Genomic DNA, 22977 nt, shown 5'->3' on the forward strand with positions numbered 1-22977 from the left:
TCATATTTTAATACCCTTCACTTCCCACCCCAAAGGGGAGTCTTATCGAAATCTTTGGCGCGCCTTAGTGGTGGGCGTTTCCGCCAAAAGCAGCGAAGCGATTCATTTGAATCTGAAGAAGCGACAGCGTTCGCCTTTGCCATGGAATTCTTACCTCTAAATATTTTATAAAATCCAAAGAATCCCGAGGCAACAGCGATCGTAAGATCAAATGGATCGCGTAGCGTCCTCCTCAGGAACCGTACTTCACTAAATCGTCAAATTTCGATAAACTCCGCTCCTCTTCACATATACATATAATTCCGCCAAACGGACAAGCTAACCAGCGTGCAACAAAACATTTAAGGAGGCACAGACCATGCAATCTACGAACATGCAACCTTTGACTGGCAAAGAACTGGAGTACATCGTGGACTCCATTTCCAATGAAGAACTGCTGCTCAAGCAATGTGCGGCAACGGCAGCATCCGTTCAGCATCCTGCCATTCAGCAAGCTTGTCTGCAATTCGCGAGAACTCATGAGCACCACCTGAATCTGCTTTCAAATGCCCTTCAACAGCACCAGCAGATTGCCCCTATGCAACCGCAGCAGTAACTATGGATTAACCAACAAAGGAGGTAATATCACGATGTTTTCACAGAACAATACGTCATTTATGCCCGAAGAAGATTTGCTCTATACCATTCTTGCCGATATGAAACGCACTGTGGGAGAATATACAACGGCGACAACTGAATCCAATTGTCCGTCTGTGCGCCAGCTTTTCACCGACCTTACGAGCGATACACTGCGTCTGCAAGGTGATTTGTACCGTTTGATGAGTCAGAACAACATGTACTCCACCACGACCAAAGCGTTGCGCACCGATTTGGACAAACAGATTCAGGAAGCCCGAAAAACCCAACAGGAATGCCAGCAGTTCATTCAGCAAAAATCGTCCTCCGCGGGAGTGTATAGCCAGCCTATGCATCAACAGGGCCAGCCTTCTCACCAAAACAACCCTTACTATATGTAAACGGGGCACTCCGCTTTTGAAGCTTTTTCTCATAACAAGCCGTCCGTCTGCCGGGTTCACCGGGGCGGGCGGTTTTTCTTTGCAGGTTTAAAGCACGTATTGTATGATGTATAGTAATCTCTTTTGATGGAGGCCTTATGTAGAATGACAGAACTGAATGATTTGAAATTAAAAGTGCTGGAATTGTTAAAAGAAGATGCAAGAAGGACGCCGACTCTGCTTGCTACCTTGCTGGGAGTTGCCGAACAGGATGTATGTACCGCGATTAAAGAGCTTGAAGACCAGCATGTGATCGTCAAATACGCCGCTGTGGTTAATTGGGATAAAGTTGACGACGAAAAGGTTACTGCTTTAATTGAGGTGCAAATTACACCGGAGCGGGGAAGAGGATTTGAAGGCATCGCTGAACGGATTTATTTGTATCCACAAGTTAAATCGGTATATCTCATGTCTGGTGCATACGACTTGTTAGTGGAAGTAGAAGGACGCAATCTTCGCGAGGTAGCGAACTTTGTGTCGGAAAAGCTGTCGCCTATTGATTCGGTCCTGTCTACCAAGACCAATTTTACGCTCAAAAAATACAAACAGGACGGAATTATCTTCGAAGATCATCAGGAAGATAATCGTCTGATGATTTCGCCGTAAAGGAAGATCATGATGAATATCAAACCTGAAGCATTGACTGACAGTAACAAAGCCATGAGCTCGTATTTGTCTCCATTGGTGCGCGAGATTCCATCCTCGGGCATTCGTAAGTTTTTTGATCTGGTGGGCGGCAACAAGGATATTATTACTCTGGGGGTAGGCGAACCGGATTTTACAACCCCTTGGCATATGCGGGAAGCCTGCGTCTACTCATTGGAGCGGGGTTTTACCAGCTATACTTCCAACGCGGGGACGCCTGAACTGCGTGAGGCGATTAGTGAATATCTGGATGAGCAATTTGCAGTCCGCTATGATCCAAAAAGTGAAATCATCGTGACGGTGGGCGGCAGCGAAGCGATTGACCTGGCTTTGCGTGCGTTAATTGTACCTGGCGACGAAATTCTGGTTCCTGAGCCATGCTACATTTCGTATTCTCCGATCACTTCGATTGGCGGCGGTATTCCCGTAGGGATTGAAACCTTCGCCAAGGATGAATTCAAGCTGACAGCAGAGGCGCTGGAGGCTAAAATCACACCTAAATCCAAAGTGCTGATATTATGCTATCCGAGCAATCCAACCGGGGCGACCATGACCTATGAGGATTGGCTTCCGATTGCGAAAGTTGTAGAAAAGCATGATTTGATCGTCATTTCTGATGAAATTTATGCAGAGTTGAACTATGGTGAGAAGCATGTTAGCTTCGCGGCTATGCCAGGCATGATGGATCGTACCATTCTCGTCAGCGGTTTTTCCAAAGCCTTCGCCATGACGGGCTGGCGTATTGGATATACATGCGGGCACCCTGATTTAATTGCCGCTATGCTTAAAATCCACCAGTATACCGTGATGTGTGCGCCTTCGATGGGTCAGGTTGCGGCTCTTGAGGGTCTACGCAATGGTTTGGGCGAGAAGGATCGCATGGTGGAAGCTTACAATCAGCGTCGCCGTCTGATGGTTGAGGGGTTCCGGGAAATTGGTCTGGAATGCCACGAACCGAGAGGGGCTTTTTATGTTTTCCCAAGTATTCAAAGCACAGGGCTGAGCTCGGATGAGTTTGCGCAGCGTCTTTTGGCAGAGGCCAAGGTTGCGGCGGTGCCGGGGAACGTATTCGGTTTGGGGGGCGAAGGATACCTTCGTTGCTCATATGCGACCTCTGTGTCTCAACTGACAGAAGCATTGGATCGTATTGGTCATTTTGTAGAAAAAGTAAGAAAAGAAGGTTAAAATTATTTTTTTATGGGTAATTCATAGAAAAAAGTATTTTATTTCTAAATTTATATGCTATAATGTAAAATCGAAAGCAGGAAGTTCAATTTTTCAATTGCAGGAGGAATGATCATGTCATATGTTGGATATAATTCATCGGGTTCAATAGGATACGACATTTCCCTGGAAGATGAAATTTTGTTCCTGCGCAATGAGATGATGCGGACGTTTCAGGAAGAGAAGTCCTTCACCTCTGATCTTGTCATTGAGATCAGTTGCAAGCTCGATTTGAAAATTAACGAATACATGAAGCTGTACGGTACGGAATGCAAGGTGTAACCGTGTGAAGCCAAGCCGTACGTATAGAGAAGGCCGCAGGGCCTTCTTTTTTTGCGTTCACAACTTATGATATATTAGTGGCATGGAAGAGGGGGCGTACATATGAGAGCAGGGCTGAAAAGGCTGTCGCCATGGATTATCGGAATGCTGGCACTCGTGCTGTTGGCGGGATGCGGGGGGCGGGACAAGGACAGTTTCACCATTTTTATCATGGATAAGCAAGGGGATGCTTCAATTATTCGTGATGAGCTGGCGCAAAAGCTTAAGGATAAACTGGGCGAACAGGCTCCAACCATCGAGCTTGCAGTTAGCCCATTGTATAACCAGCAGAAACTGGTCGTTGAATATGCGGCCGGGGAAAACGACCTGTTTATTTTGCCGGAAGAGGATATGAAGTTGTATGGACAGAATGGTTCGAATTTGCCTTTAGACGATGCTTTTGACAAGAAAACGTATGCTCGGGGTGTGTTCGAGGGCGGCGTATTTAAGGAGAAGGAGCAGGGGGAAAAAGGAACAGATATGATCAAGGAAACTCATTTGTTCGGGATTCCGGTGGAGCAGATGAAGATGTTCAAGGATGTAAAATATAACTCCAAAACATTATTTGCTACCGTGCCACCGCGTACGAGTAATAAGGAAGAAGCCATTAAGGTATTAAAAGCACTGACGGAATGATAGAGGGGATGAGATACCATGGGGATTTATACAAGAACAGGTGATGAGGGACAAACCTCGGTGATCGGCGGTCGGGTGGCCAAGGATGATGACCGTGTGGAGGCATACGGTACGATTGACGAACTGAACAGCTTTGTAGGTCAAGCGATCAGCTTTGCCGAAGGGGAAAAGTTTGCAGATATTCGGACCCAATTGGAGGAAGTACAGCAGGAACTGTTTGATTGCGGTTCGGATTTGGCGTTTGTCAAAATCAACGAAAGCAAATACAAGGTGAAGGATGAGCTGGCAGAGCGGCTGGAAGGCTGGATTGATGCATGTCAGGAGGAAAATCCGAAGGTCGAGCGTTTTATTATTCCGGGAGGCAGCACGTTGTCCTCAGCGCTTCATGTTTGTCGTACGGTTTGCCGCCGAGCGGAACGTCGTGCTGTCACACTGGGCAAGCATACGGAAATCAATCCTGCGGTACGTCGGTATTTGAACCGTCTGTCCGATTATTTCTTCGTCGTGGCCCGCACCGCGAATGTACGTCAAGGGGTGCCGGATGTCGAATATGTGCGCAGCAAAAAAGTGTTCCGCAAATAAGGAGGCAACCGGGAATTTGTGATGAGCTTGTACTATGAACCTATCGTGTATACGATCCCTCCTGAGGAGGAGGGAATGCTGTTGAAGACCATTTTGCAAAAACGTATGAATGTTTCACGCAAGCTGATATCCAAACTCAAGCTGACGGAACAAGGCATTATGCTGAACGGAACACGAGTGTATATCAGTGTAAAGGTACAGTCCGGGGATCGGGTGGAAATTCGTATGGAGCGAGAGCGTTCTGATGATATTTTGCCTGAACCGATTCCTTTTGACATTTTGTTTGAGGATGAGCATTTATTGGTTGTCAACAAGGCGGCGGGTATGATTGTCCATCCTACTCACGGTCATTACACGGGAACACTGGCTAATGGGATTGTGCATTATTGGCAGGCCAAAGGTGAGCTGTTCCGGTTTCGCCCCGTTCATCGTCTGGATCAGGAGACGACTGGCGTTCTTGTGGTGGCTAAAAATCCATATGTACACCAGCATATTTCAGAGCAAATGATTATGGGAACGGTGGATAAGCGTTACACTGCCCTGGTGCACGGTTGCCCTGATCCACAGACAGGCAGGGTGGATGGGCCGATTGACCGTAATCCGGATGATCCACATTTGCGCATGGTGACCCCTGATGGTTATCCGGCCCTTACACTGTATAAGCTGGAGGAAGCCTGGAATGAGGGGAGCCGCATCGGGATTAAGCTGGAATCCGGGCGTACGCACCAAATCCGGGTACACATGACTTCTATCGGATGTCCGTTGATTGGAGATAAAATGTACCGAAATACGCCTGATGACGCTGCACAACGTGAGCGCTATGATCAGCTGGATGCCCAGATGCCCCGACAGGCATTGCATGCCTCAGAGCTGTCCTTGGTGCATCCTGTGACCGGAGAGCAGCTGACGTTTTGCGCTCCTTGGCCGGACGATATGGCCAAGTTGCAAGAGCTGTTAAGAAATCAAAATGGAGGGTTAGCATAACAATGAGCCAGTTGAAAGTATACCAGTACTCTAAATGCAGCACTTGCCGCAATGCAGTGAAATGGCTGCAAAGCAAGGAACATGAAACGGAATTGGTTCCTATTTTTGAACAACCTCCCAGCCCGGAGGAATTAGCTGATTTAATCAGCAAAAGTGGACTGGAGCTGAAAAAGTTTTTCAATACGAGCGGTGAGGCTTATAAGGATCTAAAGCTAAAGGACAAGTTGGCAGACATGAGCCGTGAAGAACAAATCTCGCTTTTATCCTCGAATGGAAGATTGATCAAGCGCCCGATTGTAACAGACGGGAACAAAGTAACGGTAGGCTTCAAAGAGGAAACATTTGAGGAAGCATGGGGCGCTCAATAACGTCCAATTCGGCTCCGTGATATGTTATACTGTTGGGGTTAAATAATAATATCATGAATGGGAGCAATACAATCTGTGACACAACGTAAAGAACAATCCATAATGCTGGTTGACGGCATGGCTCTGTTATTCCGCGCTTATTATGCAACTGCTGCAAACGGTTATATAAGGCGTACAAAGGCCGGAGTGCCAACGAACGCCATATATGGTTTTATTCGATATTTTTGGGATGCGGTACAAACATATAATCCAACGCATGTCGTATGCTGCTGGGATATGGGAGGAACGACGTTTCGCGGGGAGCATTTTGCTGCGTACAAGGGGAATCGGGCTGACGCGCCAGATGATTTGATTCCCCAATTTACATTGATCCGTGAAGTGACGGACAGCCTCGGCATTCCTAACATTGGAGCGGCAGGCTTTGAAGCGGATGATTGTATCGGTACGCTGGCACGCCTTTATACGCAGACTGAGGACATGGATGTAATGATTCTCTCCGGAGATCACGATTTACTCCAATTGGTGGATGAGCGGACACGGGTCATTATTATGAAAAAAGGCCACGGCAATTATATGGTGTATACCCCGGAAACGCTGCTGTCTGAAAAAGGACTCAAACCTCGCCAAGTCGTGGACCTCAAGGGCCTAATGGGGGATGCAAGCGACAATTACCCGGGAGTACGAGGCATTGGTGAGAAGACGGCACTCAAGCTGGTACAGGAATATGACTCCATTGAAGGTATTCTGGAGAATCTGGATCAATTGACGCCGGCGGTGCGCAAAAAGATTGAGAGTGATCTGGATATGCTGCATTTGTCACGTAAGTTGGCTGAAATTCACTGTGGTGTACCTGTAGCATGCGAACTGGACAGCTGTCTGCTGACACTGGATCATGTACAAATTGTAGACAAGTTTGAGGAGCTTGAAATGAAAAGCTTGTGTACGTTAATGGGTGTGGCAACTGGATCATAACGAAGCCAGCTTGGCTTCACAAGTACAACCCGGAGCTCTCATTACACATATGAGGATGCTGGCGCTTGTGCGTTAGTGTCCTTTTAAGGGGATTGACCTTGGATACGTTTCAGGCGAATATAGGGTAGAGAGAATAGGATCATGACTGAGAGGGGACAACAGCAGCTATGACAGTATTGGGAGCAATTGAGGCAGGCGGTACCAAATTTGTATGTGGAATTGGCAACGAACAGGGAGAGGTGCTGGAACGCGCGAGCTTTCCGACAGCCACGCCAGCAGAAACGATGGCGAATGTCGTTGCATTTTTTGAAGGGAAGGGCATTGAAGCGCTGGGTGTAGGGTCGTTTGGGCCGATTGATCCTATCGAAGGCAGTGATACATATGGCTATATTACAACAACGCCAAAGCCGCATTGGGGCAATTATAACCTGATCGGCAAACTGAAAGAGCATTTTGACGTACCTATGGGATTTGACACGGATGTGAACGGTGCAGCATTGGGCGAATCCATCTGGGGGGCGGCTAAGGGACTGGATAGCTGTCTCTATATTACGATAGGTACAGGTATCGGAGCGGGTGCTCAGGTCGGTGGAAAGCTGATTCATGGACTGTCCCATCCTGAAATGGGCCATATTCTGGTGCGTCGTCATCCGGAAGATACCTATGAAGGGACATGTCCTTATCACGGAGATTGTCTGGAAGGGCTGGCTGCGGGTCCTGCACTTGAAAAAAGATGGAAGGTCAAAGGCCATGAGCTTTCTGTGGATCACCCGGCATGGGAGATGGAAGCTTATTATTTGGCACAGGCTTTGATGAGCTATGTATTGATTCTTTCACCGCAAAAAATTATTATGGGCGGCGGAGTGATGAAGCAGGAGCAACTGTTCCCACTCGTTCGCGCCGAGCTTCAAAAACTGTTGAACGGATACGTACAGCATCGGAGTCTGACTACAGAAATTGATCAATATATCGTGGCCCCAGGCTTGGGAGACAATGCCGGATTGTGCGGTGCTCTTGCCTTGGCAAAGGAAAAGCTGAACAAATGATAATTTTGGGTTGACGGCGATCCGAGGTACGGTTATCATATAGGCAACAGTATAGTACGGCTCAAAAAGGGAAGCACCTTTCTTGCGAATACGCGGGATAGGTGCTTTTTTTGCGTTTGGCGTTGTACCGGACTGTAACCCAATTATAAGCATGGAGGAAAAAAGCATGGAAATTGTATTTTTAAACCGCTTGTCCAAACGGAATGAACAGGGCCATGAGCTATTTGCCCAGGTATGGATTGGTCAACATGATGGGGTATGGAGTGCAGGATGGAGCACACAACACAGCTTGGATGAAAGTACAGATGATCTTTGGTATGAGGGCAGCTTGTGGCAGGAGTTGCTGCATGTATACCGCCATGAGCTGGCGCTGAAGATGGCAGAGGGCTACAGACCCTTAATCCATGGTGTTTTTCATGAGCAGGAAGGGGCAGGGGCAGCAGGACGTGGACAAACATTACAAAAGCTGTATTGCTATAGTGATTTGTTTCCGCGTGATGATGTGTATGAGCAATTGACGATGTGGAGGCGGCAAAAGGCGGCTGCCGAGCGAAAGGCACCTTATTTTATCGCTACCAATCGTCTGCTCCGGTTGATTAGCGTCTATCTTCCCCATACCGAGGAGGAGTTGCTGGAGCTACCAGGGATGGGGCAAGGTAAAATATCTCAATATGGGCCAGAGCTACTGGCTATAACGACACAAAATGACCGGACTACGCCATTTCCGCTAAATTGGGTAACAGAGACGCTGGATGAGGAAGTTTTCTTATCATGGCTGTACAAGCAAAAAGAGACCCAGTATAAGCAGGAACTGAATAAATTCAGTCTGACAAAAACCATTATTGAAGGTATTTCAGACGGTCTTACATTGGAGCATATCGGACTGAAGGCGGGGTTACATCGTAGAGAAATGATTGAAGCAGTAGAGCATTTGGATAGAGATGGAATCGATATGGAAAAACTGATCCGTCAGGAATTGGTGAACGTATCTGAAGAAGAGCAGATGGCGATCTGGTCTGCGTATGAAGAACTGGGGGATACGCTGCTCAAGCCCGTCATGCTGCGGGTATATGGTGAGGAACAGGCTGCGGAAAAGGGATTGGATCAAGTTTATGAGCGGCTGCGTCTGATTCGTATCCGTTTTCGTCATCAGGTAGCATCAGAACGACATGCGGGATAACATAGCGCAAATATAAAAATAACCACACAAAAAAAGCAGCAGCTATATCCTGTGAGGATACGGCTGCCGCTGATTCTTTTCAAACCCAGTCCTTCTTGCGGAAAATACAAAACATGCTTACACCCAGCGCCACCATAATACCAATGACGACAAAATAACCATAACGTGTATGAAGCTCAGGCATATTATCAAAGTTCATACCATAAATTCCGGTAATAACAGTCAACGGCATAAACACGGTTGTAATCGCTGTAAACACGCGCATGATTTCATTCGCACGGTTAGCGATACTGGATTGATAAGCCTCTCGAAGGTTACCCATTAGATCGCGGTAAGTTTCGAAAGTCTCCGAAATTTTCACGGCATTTTCATAAATGTCGCTGAAATATTTTTGCAATTGATCGTCAATCAGCCGTAAATCCCGTTTGTTCAACGTATTGATGACTTCTTTTTGTGGACCAAGCACTTTTTTCAGCCACAGGATCTCACTGCGTAAGCCGATAATTTCATTCAAATGCGATTTTTTCGTATGCATCAGAATGTCTTCTTCCAGCTTTTCAATGCGAACCTCAATCCGGTCACCAACCAGAAAATAGTTGTCAACAATCAAATCGATCAACAGATACATAAAACGGTCAGGCTGGCTAACCTCCTGCTCCCATAGCATAGGCTTGAGGGTACGTAGCTCATTGATTTTCTGCTTCGTCACCGTAATGATAAAATGGCGGCCTAGGAAAATGTTCAAAGCACGTAAAAATATTTCTTCATCATCAAAACGAATACTGTTTACAACGATAAAATAATGGCTCTCGTAAATTTCAATCTTTGGACGCTGCTCTTCTTCACTCAAACAGTCCTCTACCGCGAGATCATGCATGGAGAACAAAGGCTGGAGCACTGCCAGATCATCAACATCGGCATCAATCCAATAAAAGCCTTCTGCTGGCGGAGTAAGCGCCATTTCAATTTCTTCGACAGGGGTAAAAACCCCATTGTTTACCAAACGGATTTTCATATATGTCACTCCTTATGCTCCGTCGTAACGGAAAATACGTGTATCTCAAGCATAAGGAATGGACTCAGTTAGCCAGTTAGCCGGATCGGGTAAGCGGCATCCCATCAAAAGCCAGAGGCTTTTGGAGCATGCAGAGCCTGGCGTCCCGTCTTTCGGCAAGCTGAAGTCATTCCTATGCTGTTGTTCAGGGATCGCCGCCTATTCGGACTCGGGTCGCCTTCCATTCCGGATTCACCTCACAAATGTTCTTTTTAGGTTGCCACAGTATCGCAGAAAGCACTCTAAATCTGCACCACTGCTTTATATTTTCGCCTATAGCACTTGTATAGTATAACGCTCGGCCTACAGCCTTTCAAGCGCAAAATCATGGGCTAAATCAACAGGAGTGACAAGAGCTTCGGCGATGGGGTAATGTATGATTTAACATATGGAAATGTAAGACGAAATGTGAATGCAGGGGTGGAAAATTACAAGTCCCATCTTGACGAAGCCCAGCGGATGCATTAAAGTGAACAACAAGAACTTTTTATGAACCCAAAATGAATATAGCGAAATCTTATCAAGAGCAGGTGGAGGGACTAGCCCGATGATACCCGGCAACCGGCGATTTTAATCGCACGGTGCTAATTCTTGCAGGACGCGCGCTTTTTACAAAGAGCGATGCCCTGACAGATGAGAGAGGCGCATATGGATACAAATATGACCTTTCTCGTAACCGAGGAAGGTCTTTTTATTATATGCCCGGCATCTCAACATGACGATTTTCGCAAAAAACTTCACCGAACAAGGAGTGAATTTACATGCCGATTAAAATTCCGGATACACTACCTGCCAAGGAAGTGCTGGAGGGCGAAAATATTTTCGTAATGGATGAAAGCCTGGCCTATCATCAGGATATTCGTCCGTTGCGCATCGCCATTTTGAATTTGATGCCTACCAAAGAGACAACGGAAACCCAACTGTTGCGTCTGGTCGGCAATACCCCGCTTCAAGTGGACGTTACGCTGGTGCACATGAAGTCGCATGTATCTAAAAATACATCGCAGGAATATTTGAACATGTTTTATAAAACCTTTGACGAGATCAGAAACAGCCGTTTTGACGGTATGGTTATTACGGGAGCACCCGTTGAACAGCTTGAGTTTGAAGATGTGAACTACTGGGAGGAAATCCGGCAAATTTTTGAATGGACGAAAACGAATGTAACTTCGACCATGCATATCTGTTGGGCTTCACAGGCGGGTCTGTACCATCATTTCGATGTTCCTAAATACGGACTTGATTACAAATGTTTTGGCGTGTTTTCACATAGCGTTATTAAACCTAAAGTGAAATTGCTACGCGGTTTTGATGAATTGTTTTATGCACCTCATTCCCGGCATACAGAGGTTCGGCGCGAAGATATTGAGCATATTGCCGAACTGGAGCTTTTATCCGAATCTGAGGAAGCCGGAGTGTATCTGGTAGCTACGCGTGATGGCAAACAAATCTTTGTGACTGGGCATTCCGAATACGATCCACTTTCCCTGAAATGGGAATATGATCGTGATGTCGCCAAAGGGATGGATATTGAAGTACCGAAAAATTATTTTCCCAACAATGACCCTGAGCGTACACCGCCCTCAACCTGGCGTGCGCATGCCAATTTATTATTTTCAAATTGGCTCAACTATTATGTATACCAAGAAACCCCTTTCGATATCGGGCCCCAGATTTAAAAAAGGGGCTTAACGTTTATATCTACGCAGTACCACCTTGCAGCAGCGCAGCAGTATAGATGTGATAATCCAATTTTGCAGCATATGTTACAGTACCTATTGTGGAAATGAACAGGAGGATTCATATGAGTGAGAAACAGTGGAAAATCGAAAGCAGATTAGCACAAATTGGTTCAATCGAAGAGCCGGTAACCGGAGCAGTGAATTTTCCGATTTATCAATCTACGGCGTTTCGCCATCCCCGTTTGGGTCAAAGCACAGGATTTGATTACATTCGAACGATCAATCCGACACGTAAGGTGCTGGAAGAGGCGTCCGCTACACTGGAATCCGGTGATGCAGGCTTTGCATGCAGTTCAGGTATGGCGGCGCTGCAAACGGTATTTGCCCTGTTTGGACAAGGAGATCATCTGATTGTATCGCTGGATCTATATGGAGGCACGTATCGTTTGCTGGAACGTATTTTATCCAGATTCGGCGTGACGGCGAGCTATGTGGATACGAACGATCTTGAAGCCATCGAGCAGTCATGTCGACCGAATACCAAAGCGGTATTCATTGAAACGCCTACGAATCCATTAATGATGATTACGGATATTCGCGCTGTAGCCGAATGGGCATCACAACGTCAGTTGCTTACCATTGTAGATAATACGCTGTTAACACCGTATTTCCAGCGTCCTTTGGAACTGGGTGCCGATATTGTGGTACATAGCGCAACCAAGTATCTGGGCGGACACAACGATGTGCTGGCAGGCTTGATTGTAACCAAGGGTAAGGAGCTGTCAGCCGAAATTTCCTTCCTTCATAATTCCATTGGTGCTGTACTTTCTCCGAGCGATAGCTACCAGTTGATGAAGGGCATGAAAACATTGGCGCTGCGTATGGATCGGCATGAGCACAATGCGACGGTGCTGGCCCAATTATCTGCTGACGCATCCGGCGGTGGCTGAGGTGTTTTATCCGGGGCTTGAGGGTCATCCTGGTCGTGAAATTCAAAATAAACAATCCAGCGGCAACACAGGTATTTTCTCTTTTAAAGTAAAAGATGCCCGTTATGTGGAGCCATTGCTTCGAAACATTAAGCTTATTGCTTTTGCAGAAAGTCTGGGCGGTGTGGAATCGTTAATGACTTATCCTGCTGTGCAGACACATGCCGATATACCGGCTGAGATTCGGGATGCAGTGGGAGTAGATGATCGGTTGCTGCGCTTCTCCGTCGGCATTGAACATACGGATGATTTAATTGAAGATTTGCGTTCAGCGTTGGAGGCGGCACGTCAGGAAATCGAAGGAGGACAACAGCAATGATTGAGGACGTGCGGAAAATCGGGCAAGAGTCGGAAAAAGAACGGAAATTTGCTACCAAGCTGCTACATTTTGGCTCTGAAATCGATAGTGTTACGGGTGCGTCGAGCGTACCGATTTATCAGGCGTCCACCTTTCACCATCACGATATTTTCAATCCTCCGCTGCATGACTACAGCCGTTCCGGCAACCCGACACGGCAAGCTTTGGAGGACTACATCGCCTTACTGGAAGGTGGAGCGAGAGGTTTTGCCTTTGCATCGGGCATGGCGGCTATATCCAGTACGTTTATGCTGTTGTCCGCTGGGGACCATGTCATTGTTTCGGAAGATGTATATGGAGGGACCTACCGCCTGCTGACTTCTATTTTAAAACGGATGAATATCGAAACCACCTTCGTCGATATGACAGACATCAACCTTGTGAAAGAAGCATTGCAGGAAAATACGAAGGCAGTGTACATGGAGACGCCCTCCAATCCAACGCTCAAAATCACCGATGTGGCAGGGATAACAGCTTGGGCACAGGATAAAGGGCTGCTGACACTGCTGGATAACACCTTTATGACGCCATATTATCAACGTCCAATTGAGCAGGGTGTCGATATTGTGTTGCACAGCGCAACCAAATTTCTCGGCGGCCACAGCGATGTATTGGCAGGTCTTGCGGTAGCACGTACGGAGTCGTTGGGCAGACAAATCAAGCAGCTTCAAAACGGACTTGGAACCGTATTGGCCCCACAGGAGTCGTGGTTGCTTATGCGCGGGATGAAGACACTGGAAGCACGTATGGCTCACAGCGAAAAGAGTGCAGCGAAGCTGGCCCAATTGGCTGAACGAGCGAAGTGACATTGAGGCGGTATACTATCCGGGTCTGGAAAATCATCCGGGGCGTGCCGTACATGAAAGCCAATCCAGTGGATACGGTGCGGTTATCTCGTTTGATGTAGGTTCCGGTGAGCGTGCAAAAGAGGTACTCAATCGCGTACAAATTCCGATTGTGGCGGTGAGCCTGGGAGCTGTAGAAAGTATTTTGTCGTATCCGGCAATGATGTCACATGCTGCAATGCCGCATAGTGTACGTCTGGAGCGGGGAATCACGGACGGTCTGCTGCGTTTCTCCGTAGGCCTGGAAGATATTGACGATCTGATCAATGATCTGAATGAGGCTCTTCGCTAAAACAAAAACACGGCATAATAAACATAAAATCTAAAAAAGCAGCAAGCTTCTGTGTAGTGGGAAGCTTGCTGCTTTGTGTAGGCGCGACATGGCGGAGGGCAATATGAACGCTGTTGCACAACCCCATCTTCCCTTTCCATGGGATAATGTACCGTAGAATTATAGCTTGTTCGTCGCATCATCCCCTGGGTAGAAAGCAGAAAGAAACGGGAATAAGTATGGTTCCTTACCTAAAGATATGTTAGTATTATCATTAGGTTTTACTATGCTATATAGCACAGACAAATACAAAGCCAGTCATGAACACATATAATACGACAGGGTTCGAACGCAGGTTTGTGAAATCATTCTCGTTCATAAGTCCTGTCTTTCATTTCGTCCCCCTGTGAAAGCGAAGGAGGATACACCATGAGTGTAATCGACCATATTTTAGATAAAGCCCTACGCGGCGAACGCCTGAATTTAGAGGACACCGTTGCTTTGTTCGAGTCAGACGAAGTAGAAAAAATCGGTCACGCGGCGAACAAAGTGATGAACCGTATGCATCCTGATCCGATCAAAACCTTCGTCATCGGACGAAATATTAACTATACGAACGTCTGTGACGTATATTGCCGCTTTTGCGCTTTTTACCGCAGACCGGGTTCAGATGAAGGCTATGTCCTGCCCGATGAAGTGATTTTCCAGAAAATCAAGGAAACCCAGGATGTAGGCGGCACTGAGATTCTGATGCAAGGCGGTGTGAATCCTAATCTGCCGTTCAGTTACTATACCGATTTGCTCAAAGCGATCAAGGAGCGTTTTCCCGATATTACGATGCACTCCTTCTCGCCAGCTGAAATTCATAAGATGAAGGAAAAATCCGGCTTGTCCATGGAAGATACGATTCGAGCCATTCATGAAGCAGGATTGGATTCCCTGCCAGGCGGGGGCGGAGAAATTTTAGATGACCGCACACGCCGCAAAATCAGCCGTCTCAAAGGCTCTTGGCGTGATTGGATGGACGTGATGCAGACCGCTCACAAGGTGGGTATGAACACGACGGCCACGATGGTTATCGGCTTTGGCGAGTTGATGGAGGAGCGTGCACTGCATTTATTGCGTGTTCGTGATGCTCAGGACGAATGCATTGAAAACAAATATGATTCCGAAGGCTTCCTGGCCTTTATTCCATGGACCTTCCAACCGGATAATACGAACCTGAAAAAGGAACGCCAGACGCCAGAGGAATATTTGAAGACTGTCGCAATCAGCCGCCTTGTACTGGATAACATCAAACATATTCAGTCTTCATGGGTAACGATGGGACCAGAGATCGGTAAAAAATCACTGTATTACGGTTGTGACGACTTCGGTAGTACCATGATTGAGGAAAACGTCGTTTCCGCCGCAGGCGCAACGTACAAAGTCAACATCGAATCCATTTTACAGCTGATCCGCGAAACGGGTCATGTTCCGGCACAACGCAATACCCGCTATGATATTATTCGAACCTTTGACGGTGCCAGCAGTATTGAACATGACTTTATTATGCAAAATTAAGACAAACACACCATAACTAAATTAACACATAATGGAGCATATAACCTGTTATTTTGCGATAGTAACACAAAACTTGTCTATCATTAATCCAAATGTAAGGATTAATGATAGACAAGTTTTTTTGACGTTGGTTTCCATCATGATTTGGCTGCTTAAAGTTTGGAGAAACGCTCTAGTTGTCCTCTTTTTCTAAATACTATCGTATTGAAAGGCAGCTATCGTCATGATAGTATATTAATTAATGGAGTGTTATAATCATACATTAATAAGTGATTTAAGCAATCCACATGTTGAATTCAAATACATATGAAGGTGAATCTTATGCTCAAAGTTAACCGAAACGACCAACGTCCCCTATGGCAGCAACTTCTAGACCAAGCGATTCATAATATTAGAACAGGAAAATGGCCACCAGGGGAATTGCTACTCCCATCTCGTGAGCTCGCTTTATTAGTCGGTGTCTCGCGTTCAACCATACAGATTGTTTATGAGGAATTATTCAGCCGTGGATACACCGTGACATCTCGGCGCGGTGGAACAAGGGTAAGTGAGTGGAGCTATATAACAGGCTCTTTTGAAGATGTTATGCCTCAAGGGCCAGTCACCCCTGAATTACCTGTATTAAAGGCTGCAGTCAATCATCTACACGGCTGGCTTAGAGGCAAAGAAGAGCAAAATGTGGAGATTGATTTCTGTCCCCACGAACCTTATTTGGACCAACATTTTCAAAGAAAATGGAGACAATCATTTTTACAAGCCTCCACAGAAATGGACTTGGCGAATTGGGCTTATGGTAACGCCTACGGTTTTGTATCACTGCGCGAACAGATACAACGGTATTTGTCACTTGAACGAGGAATCCATGTGCATATCGATCAAATTATGTTAACCTCAGGAGCGCAGCATAGCCTTGATTTGATCGCCCAAGCGCTATTAACTGAAGGAGACACGGTTTCTGTTGAAGATCCCGGTTTTCCTGCCGCTTGGATGACCATGAAATATAGGAGTATGAATGTTGTGCCCGTTCCTGTTGACGAATACGGATTACAGGTAGATCACATTCATCCACAATCCAAGCTAACTTTTGTCACGCCTTCGCATCAGTGTGCAGTTGGAGTCATAATGTCGGAACCACGGAGGCAACAATTGTTACGTAAGGCTTCACAACATCAATTTTGGATTGTTGAGGACGATTATGATAGTGAATTTCGATATCGTGGGGACCCACTTCCTACGTTATTCAGCCATCAACCCCAAAATACGTTATATATGATGAGCTTTTCCAAAATGGTTGCTCCTGGAATACGAATATCGGCGATTGTTGGGCCAAAAGGGGCCATCCAACAGCTTGCTCAAGTCCATGCACTCACTTATCGTCATCTTCCAATTATGGAACAATTGACGCTTGCTCATTTTATTGAACACGGGCATTTCATGCGCCATATGAGAAGAGTCAGAAATGTATATCGGCGTAGACATGCAGCCATGACAAAGGCCATAGCTGCTACTGGTCTAGACAAGCGTTTTAAACTCAGTGGGGTAGAAACAGGATTGCACATGCTTCTCGAAGCTGAGGAATCGTTTGACGAAGAAGCTGTGACTAACCAAGCGCTCAAAGAAGGAATACGTGTTTATCCCCTAAGCAATTATTGTCTAAATAGCGACCGAAAAGGATGGGTACTTGGTTTTGCTAAAGTAGATGAGGAGGCAATTGAAGTCGGTATTTATCGCCTTGCGGAGATGCTTTTATAAGGCGCCGTCTACGCCGAGATGCATCATTAAAGCTTCATGAGATGGCGTAGCTACCACTTTTGCAGCAAAGGTGAATACTCGTTGCTTACCGCCAAGCAGCTTCTCATGTGACCTTATCTGTATCTGTACTGATTTCAAGCCTTCTATTGGTTCTGCTCAGCTTGTTGTATTACATTCGTACTATATTGCTTTTTTCGAAATTGTCCATAAATCAAAATATGTGCCGCCAAACCTGTAATAAGTCCCCAAAATGCACCTCCAACTCCAAGTAATGTAACATTTGCGGCTGTTGCTAAAAAAGTAATTAATGCTGTCTCACGTCCCTTGGGATCTGTTAATGCGTTGGCAAGGCTACCGCCAATTGTACCCAGGAGTGCCAATCCTGCTAAGGTGGCGATAAAGGTAGCAGGAAGAATCAGAAACAGAGCAGACAGCGTCACACCAAAAATGCCGACAACAATGTAAAAAATGCCACAGGCAATACCTGCAATGTAACGTTTTGTTGAATCCTCGTGCGCGTCTTTCCCTGTACAAATCGCGGCTGTAATTGCTGCTACATTAAAGGCGTGTGAACCAAAAGGCGCTGTTAAGAGCGAGCCTAAACCCGTTACAGTCAAAATCGGATTCGCGCTCGTTTTAAATCCGTCATTTCGTAACACTAGCATTCCAGGCATATATTGTCCTGTCAAGGTAATAATAAACAGCGGTAATGCAACACCCAATAAAGCATGAAACGAAAACTCTGGAACGACAAATACCGGCGATGCAATTGCCAATTTGATATTACTGAAATCTACTTTCCCCACACTAATTAAATAAATAAGTCCGATTGCCAAAATACCCACGATAGCGTAACGGGATGTAAACCTTCTTAATACTACATACGCAGAAAACAGGACAACTACAAGCAGAGGGTCAACTTTCGCGCCACCAAAGGCTGAAATGCCAAACTGCAGTAAAATACCTGCCAGCAGCCCTGAAGCAATGCCTGGAGGGATTAGCCGGACGAAACGTTCGAACATCCCCGATAACCCCAAAATAATAAATCCTAAAGCAGAGATAATATAGGCGCCAATCACTTCTGGATAGGGGGTTACAGCTAACGCCGAAACAAGAAAAGCTACGCCTGGTGTTGACCAAGCGGTAATAATCGGTTCACGGTATCGGTAACTTAGCCATATACCAGTTACACCCACACCAATAGAAATCGACCATATCCATGAAGTGGTCATTTCAGAGCTTAGACCTGCTACTTTTGCTGCCTGAAATACGAGAATAAATGTACCCCCATAATTGACAATGACAGATATTAAAGCAGCTATAGTGGGTAAAATTAAATCGCGGCCGCGGAGTGAAGTTGATGTTGTGTTCATAAGCTCTCTCCTGCCTCTCTCCTAATCGTTCTGACGCGCGTTTTCGTTCCAGTAATACGTGTCTGGCAAATAACGTTGGCCAAATACGCTTGTCCCTACGCGTATGATTGTAGCTCCTTCTTCGATGGCAACCTTGAAATCCCCTGACATGCCCATCGAAAGAGTGTCCATTTCTACACGTGGAAATTTTCCCACCATAATCTGTGCCTGAATTTGTTTTAACAATCGGAAGCAATGTCTGGTTTCGTCATTTGAGGCATTCAGTTTTCCAATAGTCATCAAGCCTTTAATGTTTAACGTTTCGAACTGAGACAATTGTTCAACTAACTCCAGTGCTGCTTCTGGCGGAGCGCCAAATTTGCTTTCTTCGTAGGACGTATTGATTTGTACCAAAATATCCATGGTCTTGTTCTCTTTCAAGAGCTGATGATGCAATGCCTGCCCCAATCTCAAACGGTCCACAGAATGAATGAGCTTGACATATTTTACAACGTCTTTTACTTTATTCGTTTGCAGATGTCCGATAAAATGCCATTCCACCTGGTTGTACTGCTGCATAAGTGGTAATTTCCCCAAAAGTTCTTGAGCTTTGTTTTCACCAAATAAAGTTTCGCCCGCTTGAATGGCAATTTTTAATTTTTCAAGGGGTACGGTTTTTGTCGCTAACAACAATTTCACATCTTCTTTCTTGCGCCCTGAAGCTTGGCAAGCCAATTCCATCCGTTGTCGTACGGATTCAAGATTTTCTTCGACTAAATGGCCCATGTTCGTTTTACCCTCTTTCTGCTTCTCACCCATGTATTTTGTTCAAGTATTTTAGCTTTTCGCATTTCTGATGCCTTCTTATCAAAATTTTTGGTTCTAACATCAGTAAAGAGCCACAGTCCTTATGATTAGGATCCATGGCTTTTGGTCATTGCTCGACCTGGCTGGTTTAACTTTCATCCCAAACCCTATTTTATAGATGTAAGTAACCTCTATATTGGTTCAGGAATGGAGATCACAAAGAAAGACACATGCAAATTGGCAAAAATAAGTGTTTCATTAGAGACGGCTATTAGACTGTTTTTGCTGGTCTATACATTTTTTCTTCTTCGATTGGATTTTCTTTCGCCGTTATATGATAGGGGTCAATTCGGTATACCTGAACTGGACCTCCGAATACAGCGGACCTATATTTGTCAACGTGCTGTTTGGCTAATGGGCGGTTATAATAATCAGGCACATATTTTCGAATCATTTCCTGCAACATATGTGTAACTTCGTCCAGATCGACAATAGGCTCAGCCTTGCCGAAAATCATAACACTCATATACGCGGTGTCTGTCTTAGCTGGTACTGGATCAGTAATAGTTCCATATTCTTCGCAAACTGTAAAACAAACCTCTGGATTTGTACTCATCACCTGATTTCGTCTCCCGCCAGTAGCTCCATGAAAATAAAGCTTTCCGTTTGACCAAACATAATTGAGCGGAACAACGTATGGCAACTTACCATCAACCATACCCAGATGCCCAATCCTCGCTTTATTCAAGAAAGAATCAATTTTGCCACTGTCTGTTACTTCTCTTATCTTGTAACGAACCTTATCCATTTTCAACCACTCCTATAATGTTGGATTGTTTTCGTTAGTATATCAGTGATTGGATTGAGTTAGTACATCCATAATATAAAAATCAAGCAATCCATATTTTTGCTAAGCAAATGAACATGACTTTATTATGCGAAATTAGGAATACAACCGTTAATATATCGTAATCACGACAAAACGCTTATCTATCATTAATCCGTGAAGAGGGATTAGTGTAGATAAGCGTTTTTTAATGTGTTTATAATTATTGATTATTCTTTTTTCTCAAATCGCATTAATATAGAAGTAAATATACTTGGCCTTGCTACACTTCCCATCGCTTCACATACATAATCTCAGCCTGCGGATCTGCCATTTGGATGACCGCCTTAAAGCGCTGCAAATCCAATAGATGAACGCTGTAGACGATGACCTGTTCATCTTTTTCCTCTGCCCGTTCACCTCTATTTTTGCCCTCTATCTGTGCAGGATTTCCCACAGGCGTACTGTAAATACGGAGCCTGCGGTATAAGGCTTCTTGGACGGTTTGCTGATCCTTGCTGACGACGCAAATCATCCGAGTCAGACCGGTAAACATCAGTCGGGTCGTTTCATAGGCAGCAAGGCAGGATAGGGCTGAATACAGAGCTGGTTCCCAGCCTAGCACGAAGCCAGCCGTAATTAACAGCAAACCATTACAAAGCATCACAATTTGTATCAACGGAATCTTCCGCTGTGTCAGAAACAGACTGGACGGACGGCCATCGTCAGATTCGTTCAGCCCCAGAGAATCGAGCAAACCTCCGTGACGGGCCGCCAGCCCTGCGCCAAGTCCGATGCAGATCCCTCCGCCCAGAGCGCATACTACCGGGTGACCACTTACTGCCGGGAAAGGGGACAGAATAATGGCTGAGCCTGAAAAGGCAAACAGACCTGGAAGCGCCCGAAGTAGCATGGGCTTGTGGGTCGACAGAGAATATAGCAGCATGAGCGGCAAGTTCAAAATGAACAGCAGTAATCCAAAATGCTCTTGTGTATAAAGCGACATGAGTCTGGAAATGCCTGTGACGCCACCAGCGATCATATCATGCGGATGCAAAAACAATTCCAGACCGACGGATGCCGTAATTCCGCCAATCACCGTATAAAAGACAGGGAACCTGCTCGCATCTCCCGAAGCGGGCTTCACAAGCCGCCTCATAGAGCTTCGGCATGTTTTACAGCGTGCGGCATAGCCTTCCCTCCTATTGGATTGTCGTATCCAGCTTTTACATTTCAGTTACACCGAGTTCCTCTCTTCCTTTCGAAGGCGGGGGTCCTTGAATTTGAAAACCTTATTCATCATATTAAAAATAGGTTTTGACTGTTTTGCCAGTAAGGGAGCCATAATCGCCAATATAAGTACATAGATAGCTGCAAAGGGCTGAACAATATCCAGCAAACCGCCCTCTTTTCCCAAATTAGCCATAATGATCGAGAACTCACCGCGGGCCACAATCGTCAAACCGATATTTGCCGACGCCTTGGGTGACAGAGAGACAGTGCGTCCAGCCAGCATTCCGGCCCAAACGTTACCGATTAACGTAAGAATGACTGCTGCCAGCGCAAGCCAGATCGCGTTTCCGCCCAGAGACAGTGGATCAATAGATAGTCCGAAGCTGAAGAAGAACAAGGCGCCAAAGAAATCGCGGAAAGGAACAATTAAATGCTCGATCCGTTTGGCATGTTCTGTTTCGGCTAGCACGAGTCCGATTAATAAGGCTCCGATGGCTTCCGCCACATGAATCGTTTCCGAAAAACCTGCCACAAGAAACAGGGAGCCAAAAATAACAAGTCCGAATACCTCATTGGAGCGAATACGAAGAATTCGATTTAACAGAGGGACGGCCTTCCGACCGATAATAATAACTGCGAGCATAAAACCAAGCGCGATTAGCGCCGATAACAGCACACCCCCGAGCGAGGATGAATCGCTGAGAACCAATCCGGAGAGGATAGAAATGTAGACGGCGAGGAAAACATCCTCAAACATAATAATGCCTAAAATCATTTCAGTTTCAGCATTAGCGGTTCGCTTCAGATCGACCAACACCTTGGCAGCAATGGCGCTGGAGGAAATCGTGGTGATCCCGGCAATGACGAGTGTCTCTGCGATGGGAAAACCAGTTAGAAAGCCGAGCGCCAGTCCTAATGTAAAATTAATGCCGATATATATGGTGCCGCCCACCGCGATGGAACGGCCTGATTTAATCAAACGGCCTACCGAGAACTCCAGTCCCAGGTAGAAGAGAAGAAACAGCACCCCGATTCTTCCCATAAAATCAATAAAAGGCGCGCTTTCGATAAATCGAAAATCAAAATGCCACAGCTCCATCGCATGCGGTCCGACGGCCATTCCAATCAGGATATAAAAAGGGATGACCGATAAGCGGAGTTTGGTGGAGATAAGTCCGGCTGCGGCGATCAGAGCAATAGCCAATCCAACCTCAAATACCAGATGATCCATC

21 protein-coding genes, 2 pseudogenes and 1 riboswitch are annotated in these 22977 nt (G+C 45.9%); of the genes and pseudogenes, 17 read left to right on the forward strand and 6 right to left on the reverse strand.

Features of this window, described 5'->3' with window-relative positions; translation table 11 throughout:
* The first annotated feature begins 358 nt into the window (after positions 1 to 358).
* From QMK20_RS07515 to QMK20_RS07570, 12 genes are all read left to right on the forward strand, one after another.
* Positions 359 to 595, forward strand: coding sequence for a hypothetical protein (locus tag QMK20_RS07515; protein WP_044646651.1), 237 nt, complete (start codon positions 359 to 361; stop codon positions 593 to 595).
* A gap of 34 nt (positions 596 to 629) precedes the next feature.
* The gene (locus QMK20_RS07520; RefSeq protein WP_014280585.1) at positions 630 to 1016 is read left to right on the forward strand and encodes a spore coat protein; all 387 of its coding nucleotides are present in this window, start codon (positions 630 to 632) and stop codon (positions 1014 to 1016) included.
* 144 nt (positions 1017 to 1160) lie between these two features.
* Positions 1161 to 1661 carry an Lrp/AsnC family transcriptional regulator gene (locus tag QMK20_RS07525; RefSeq protein WP_014280586.1) on the forward strand — a complete coding sequence of 167 codons (501 nt, stop codon included), beginning with the start codon at positions 1161 to 1163 and terminating at the stop codon, positions 1659 to 1661.
* Between the two features lie 12 nt (positions 1662 to 1673).
* Positions 1674 to 2885 (forward strand): aminotransferase class I/II-fold pyridoxal phosphate-dependent enzyme, encoded by a 1212-nt coding sequence (locus QMK20_RS07530; protein ID WP_283656226.1) that lies wholly within the window; start codon positions 1674 to 1676, stop codon positions 2883 to 2885.
* A gap of 114 nt (positions 2886 to 2999) precedes the next feature.
* Complete coding sequence (locus QMK20_RS07535; protein WP_044646649.1) at positions 3000 to 3206, forward strand: aspartyl-phosphate phosphatase Spo0E family protein; 207 nt, start codon at positions 3000 to 3002, stop codon at positions 3204 to 3206.
* A gap of 102 nt (positions 3207 to 3308) precedes the next feature.
* Positions 3309 to 3881, forward strand: a complete 573-nt coding sequence (locus QMK20_RS07540) for a hypothetical protein (RefSeq protein ID WP_283655232.1) — start codon at positions 3309 to 3311, stop codon at positions 3879 to 3881.
* An 18-nt stretch (positions 3882 to 3899) separates the two neighbouring features.
* Positions 3900 to 4463: a cob(I)yrinic acid a,c-diamide adenosyltransferase gene (locus tag QMK20_RS07545; protein ID WP_283655233.1), complete on the forward strand. Its 564-nt coding sequence runs from the start codon at positions 3900 to 3902 to the stop codon at positions 4461 to 4463.
* Between the two features lie 21 nt (positions 4464 to 4484).
* Positions 4485 to 5447, forward strand: a complete 963-nt coding sequence (locus QMK20_RS07550) for an RluA family pseudouridine synthase (RefSeq protein ID WP_283656227.1) — start codon at positions 4485 to 4487, stop codon at positions 5445 to 5447.
* Between the two features lie 2 nt (positions 5448 to 5449).
* The gene (locus tag QMK20_RS07555) at positions 5450 to 5815 is read left to right on the forward strand and encodes an arsenate reductase family protein (RefSeq protein ID WP_283655234.1); all 366 of its coding nucleotides are present in this window, start codon (positions 5450 to 5452) and stop codon (positions 5813 to 5815) included.
* A 75-nt stretch (positions 5816 to 5890) separates the two neighbouring features.
* Positions 5891 to 6787, forward strand: coding sequence for a 5'-3' exonuclease (locus QMK20_RS07560; protein WP_283655235.1), 897 nt, complete (start codon positions 5891 to 5893; stop codon positions 6785 to 6787).
* A 167-nt stretch (positions 6788 to 6954) separates the two neighbouring features.
* Positions 6955 to 7833, forward strand: a complete 879-nt coding sequence (locus QMK20_RS07565) for an ROK family protein (protein ID WP_283655236.1) — start codon at positions 6955 to 6957, stop codon at positions 7831 to 7833.
* 166 nt (positions 7834 to 7999) lie between these two features.
* Entirely contained in the window at positions 8000 to 9013 is a 1014-nt protein-coding gene (locus tag QMK20_RS07570) for an HRDC domain-containing protein (protein WP_283655237.1), read from the forward strand.
* A 79-nt stretch (positions 9014 to 9092) separates the two neighbouring features.
* On the opposite strand, the gene corA is transcribed toward QMK20_RS07570, so the two are convergent.
* Positions 9093 to 10028, reverse strand: coding sequence for a magnesium/cobalt transporter CorA (gene corA / locus QMK20_RS07575; protein ID WP_014280596.1), 936 nt, complete (start codon positions 10026 to 10028; stop codon positions 9093 to 9095).
* A gap of 553 nt (positions 10029 to 10581) precedes the next feature.
* Positions 10582 to 10707: riboswitch (SAM riboswitch) on the forward strand.
* A gap of 121 nt (positions 10708 to 10828) precedes the next feature.
* Between corA and metA the strand changes: the two genes are divergently transcribed.
* The 5 genes and pseudogenes from metA to pdxR all read left to right on the forward strand — a co-directional run bounded on the left by metA (position 10829) and on the right by pdxR (position 17527).
* Positions 10829 to 11746: a homoserine O-acetyltransferase MetA gene (metA, locus tag QMK20_RS07580; RefSeq protein ID WP_283655238.1), complete on the forward strand. Its 918-nt coding sequence runs from the start codon at positions 10829 to 10831 to the stop codon at positions 11744 to 11746.
* A gap of 125 nt (positions 11747 to 11871) precedes the next feature.
* Positions 11872 to 13057, forward strand: a pseudogene (locus tag QMK20_RS07585) (PLP-dependent transferase).
* Positions 13054 to 14233, forward strand: a pseudogene (locus QMK20_RS07590) (trans-sulfuration enzyme family protein). Before QMK20_RS07585 ends, QMK20_RS07590 begins: the two co-directional pseudogenes overlap by 4 nt.
* A gap of 408 nt (positions 14234 to 14641) precedes the next feature.
* Positions 14642 to 15775, forward strand: coding sequence for a cyclic dehypoxanthinyl futalosine synthase (gene mqnC, locus QMK20_RS07595; RefSeq protein WP_283655239.1), 1134 nt, complete (start codon positions 14642 to 14644; stop codon positions 15773 to 15775).
* 321 nt (positions 15776 to 16096) lie between these two features.
* Positions 16097 to 17527: a MocR-like pyridoxine biosynthesis transcription factor PdxR gene (gene pdxR, locus QMK20_RS07600; protein ID WP_283655240.1), complete on the forward strand. Its 1431-nt coding sequence runs from the start codon at positions 16097 to 16099 to the stop codon at positions 17525 to 17527.
* 143 nt (positions 17528 to 17670) lie between these two features.
* Here pdxR and QMK20_RS07605 read toward each other — a convergent pair whose 3' ends face one another.
* The 5 genes from QMK20_RS07605 to QMK20_RS07625 all read right to left on the reverse strand — a co-directional run bounded on the left by QMK20_RS07605 (position 17671) and on the right by QMK20_RS07625 (position 22976).
* Positions 17671 to 18900 (reverse strand): benzoate/H(+) symporter BenE family transporter, encoded by a 1230-nt coding sequence (locus tag QMK20_RS07605; protein WP_283655241.1) that lies wholly within the window; start codon positions 18898 to 18900, stop codon positions 17671 to 17673.
* A 21-nt stretch (positions 18901 to 18921) separates the two neighbouring features.
* Entirely contained in the window at positions 18922 to 19665 is a 744-nt protein-coding gene (locus QMK20_RS07610; RefSeq protein ID WP_283655242.1) for a YggS family pyridoxal phosphate-dependent enzyme, read from the reverse strand.
* A gap of 292 nt (positions 19666 to 19957) precedes the next feature.
* On the reverse strand, positions 19958 to 20494 hold the full coding sequence (locus QMK20_RS07615) for a pyridoxamine 5'-phosphate oxidase family protein (RefSeq protein ID WP_283655243.1): 537 nt from the start codon (positions 20492 to 20494) through the stop codon (positions 19958 to 19960).
* 301 nt (positions 20495 to 20795) lie between these two features.
* Positions 20796 to 21659 (reverse strand): YitT family protein, encoded by an 864-nt coding sequence (locus QMK20_RS07620; protein ID WP_283655244.1) that lies wholly within the window; start codon positions 21657 to 21659, stop codon positions 20796 to 20798.
* A 90-nt stretch (positions 21660 to 21749) separates the two neighbouring features.
* Positions 21750 to 22976, reverse strand: coding sequence for a cation:proton antiporter (locus QMK20_RS07625; RefSeq protein ID WP_283655245.1), 1227 nt, complete (start codon positions 22974 to 22976; stop codon positions 21750 to 21752).
* Position 22977 lies beyond the last annotated feature (1 nt).

The sequence above is a fragment of the Paenibacillus sp. RC334 genome (genome assembly GCF_030034735.1).
Classification (GTDB): domain Bacteria; phylum Bacillota; class Bacilli; order Paenibacillales; family Paenibacillaceae; genus Paenibacillus; species Paenibacillus terrae_A.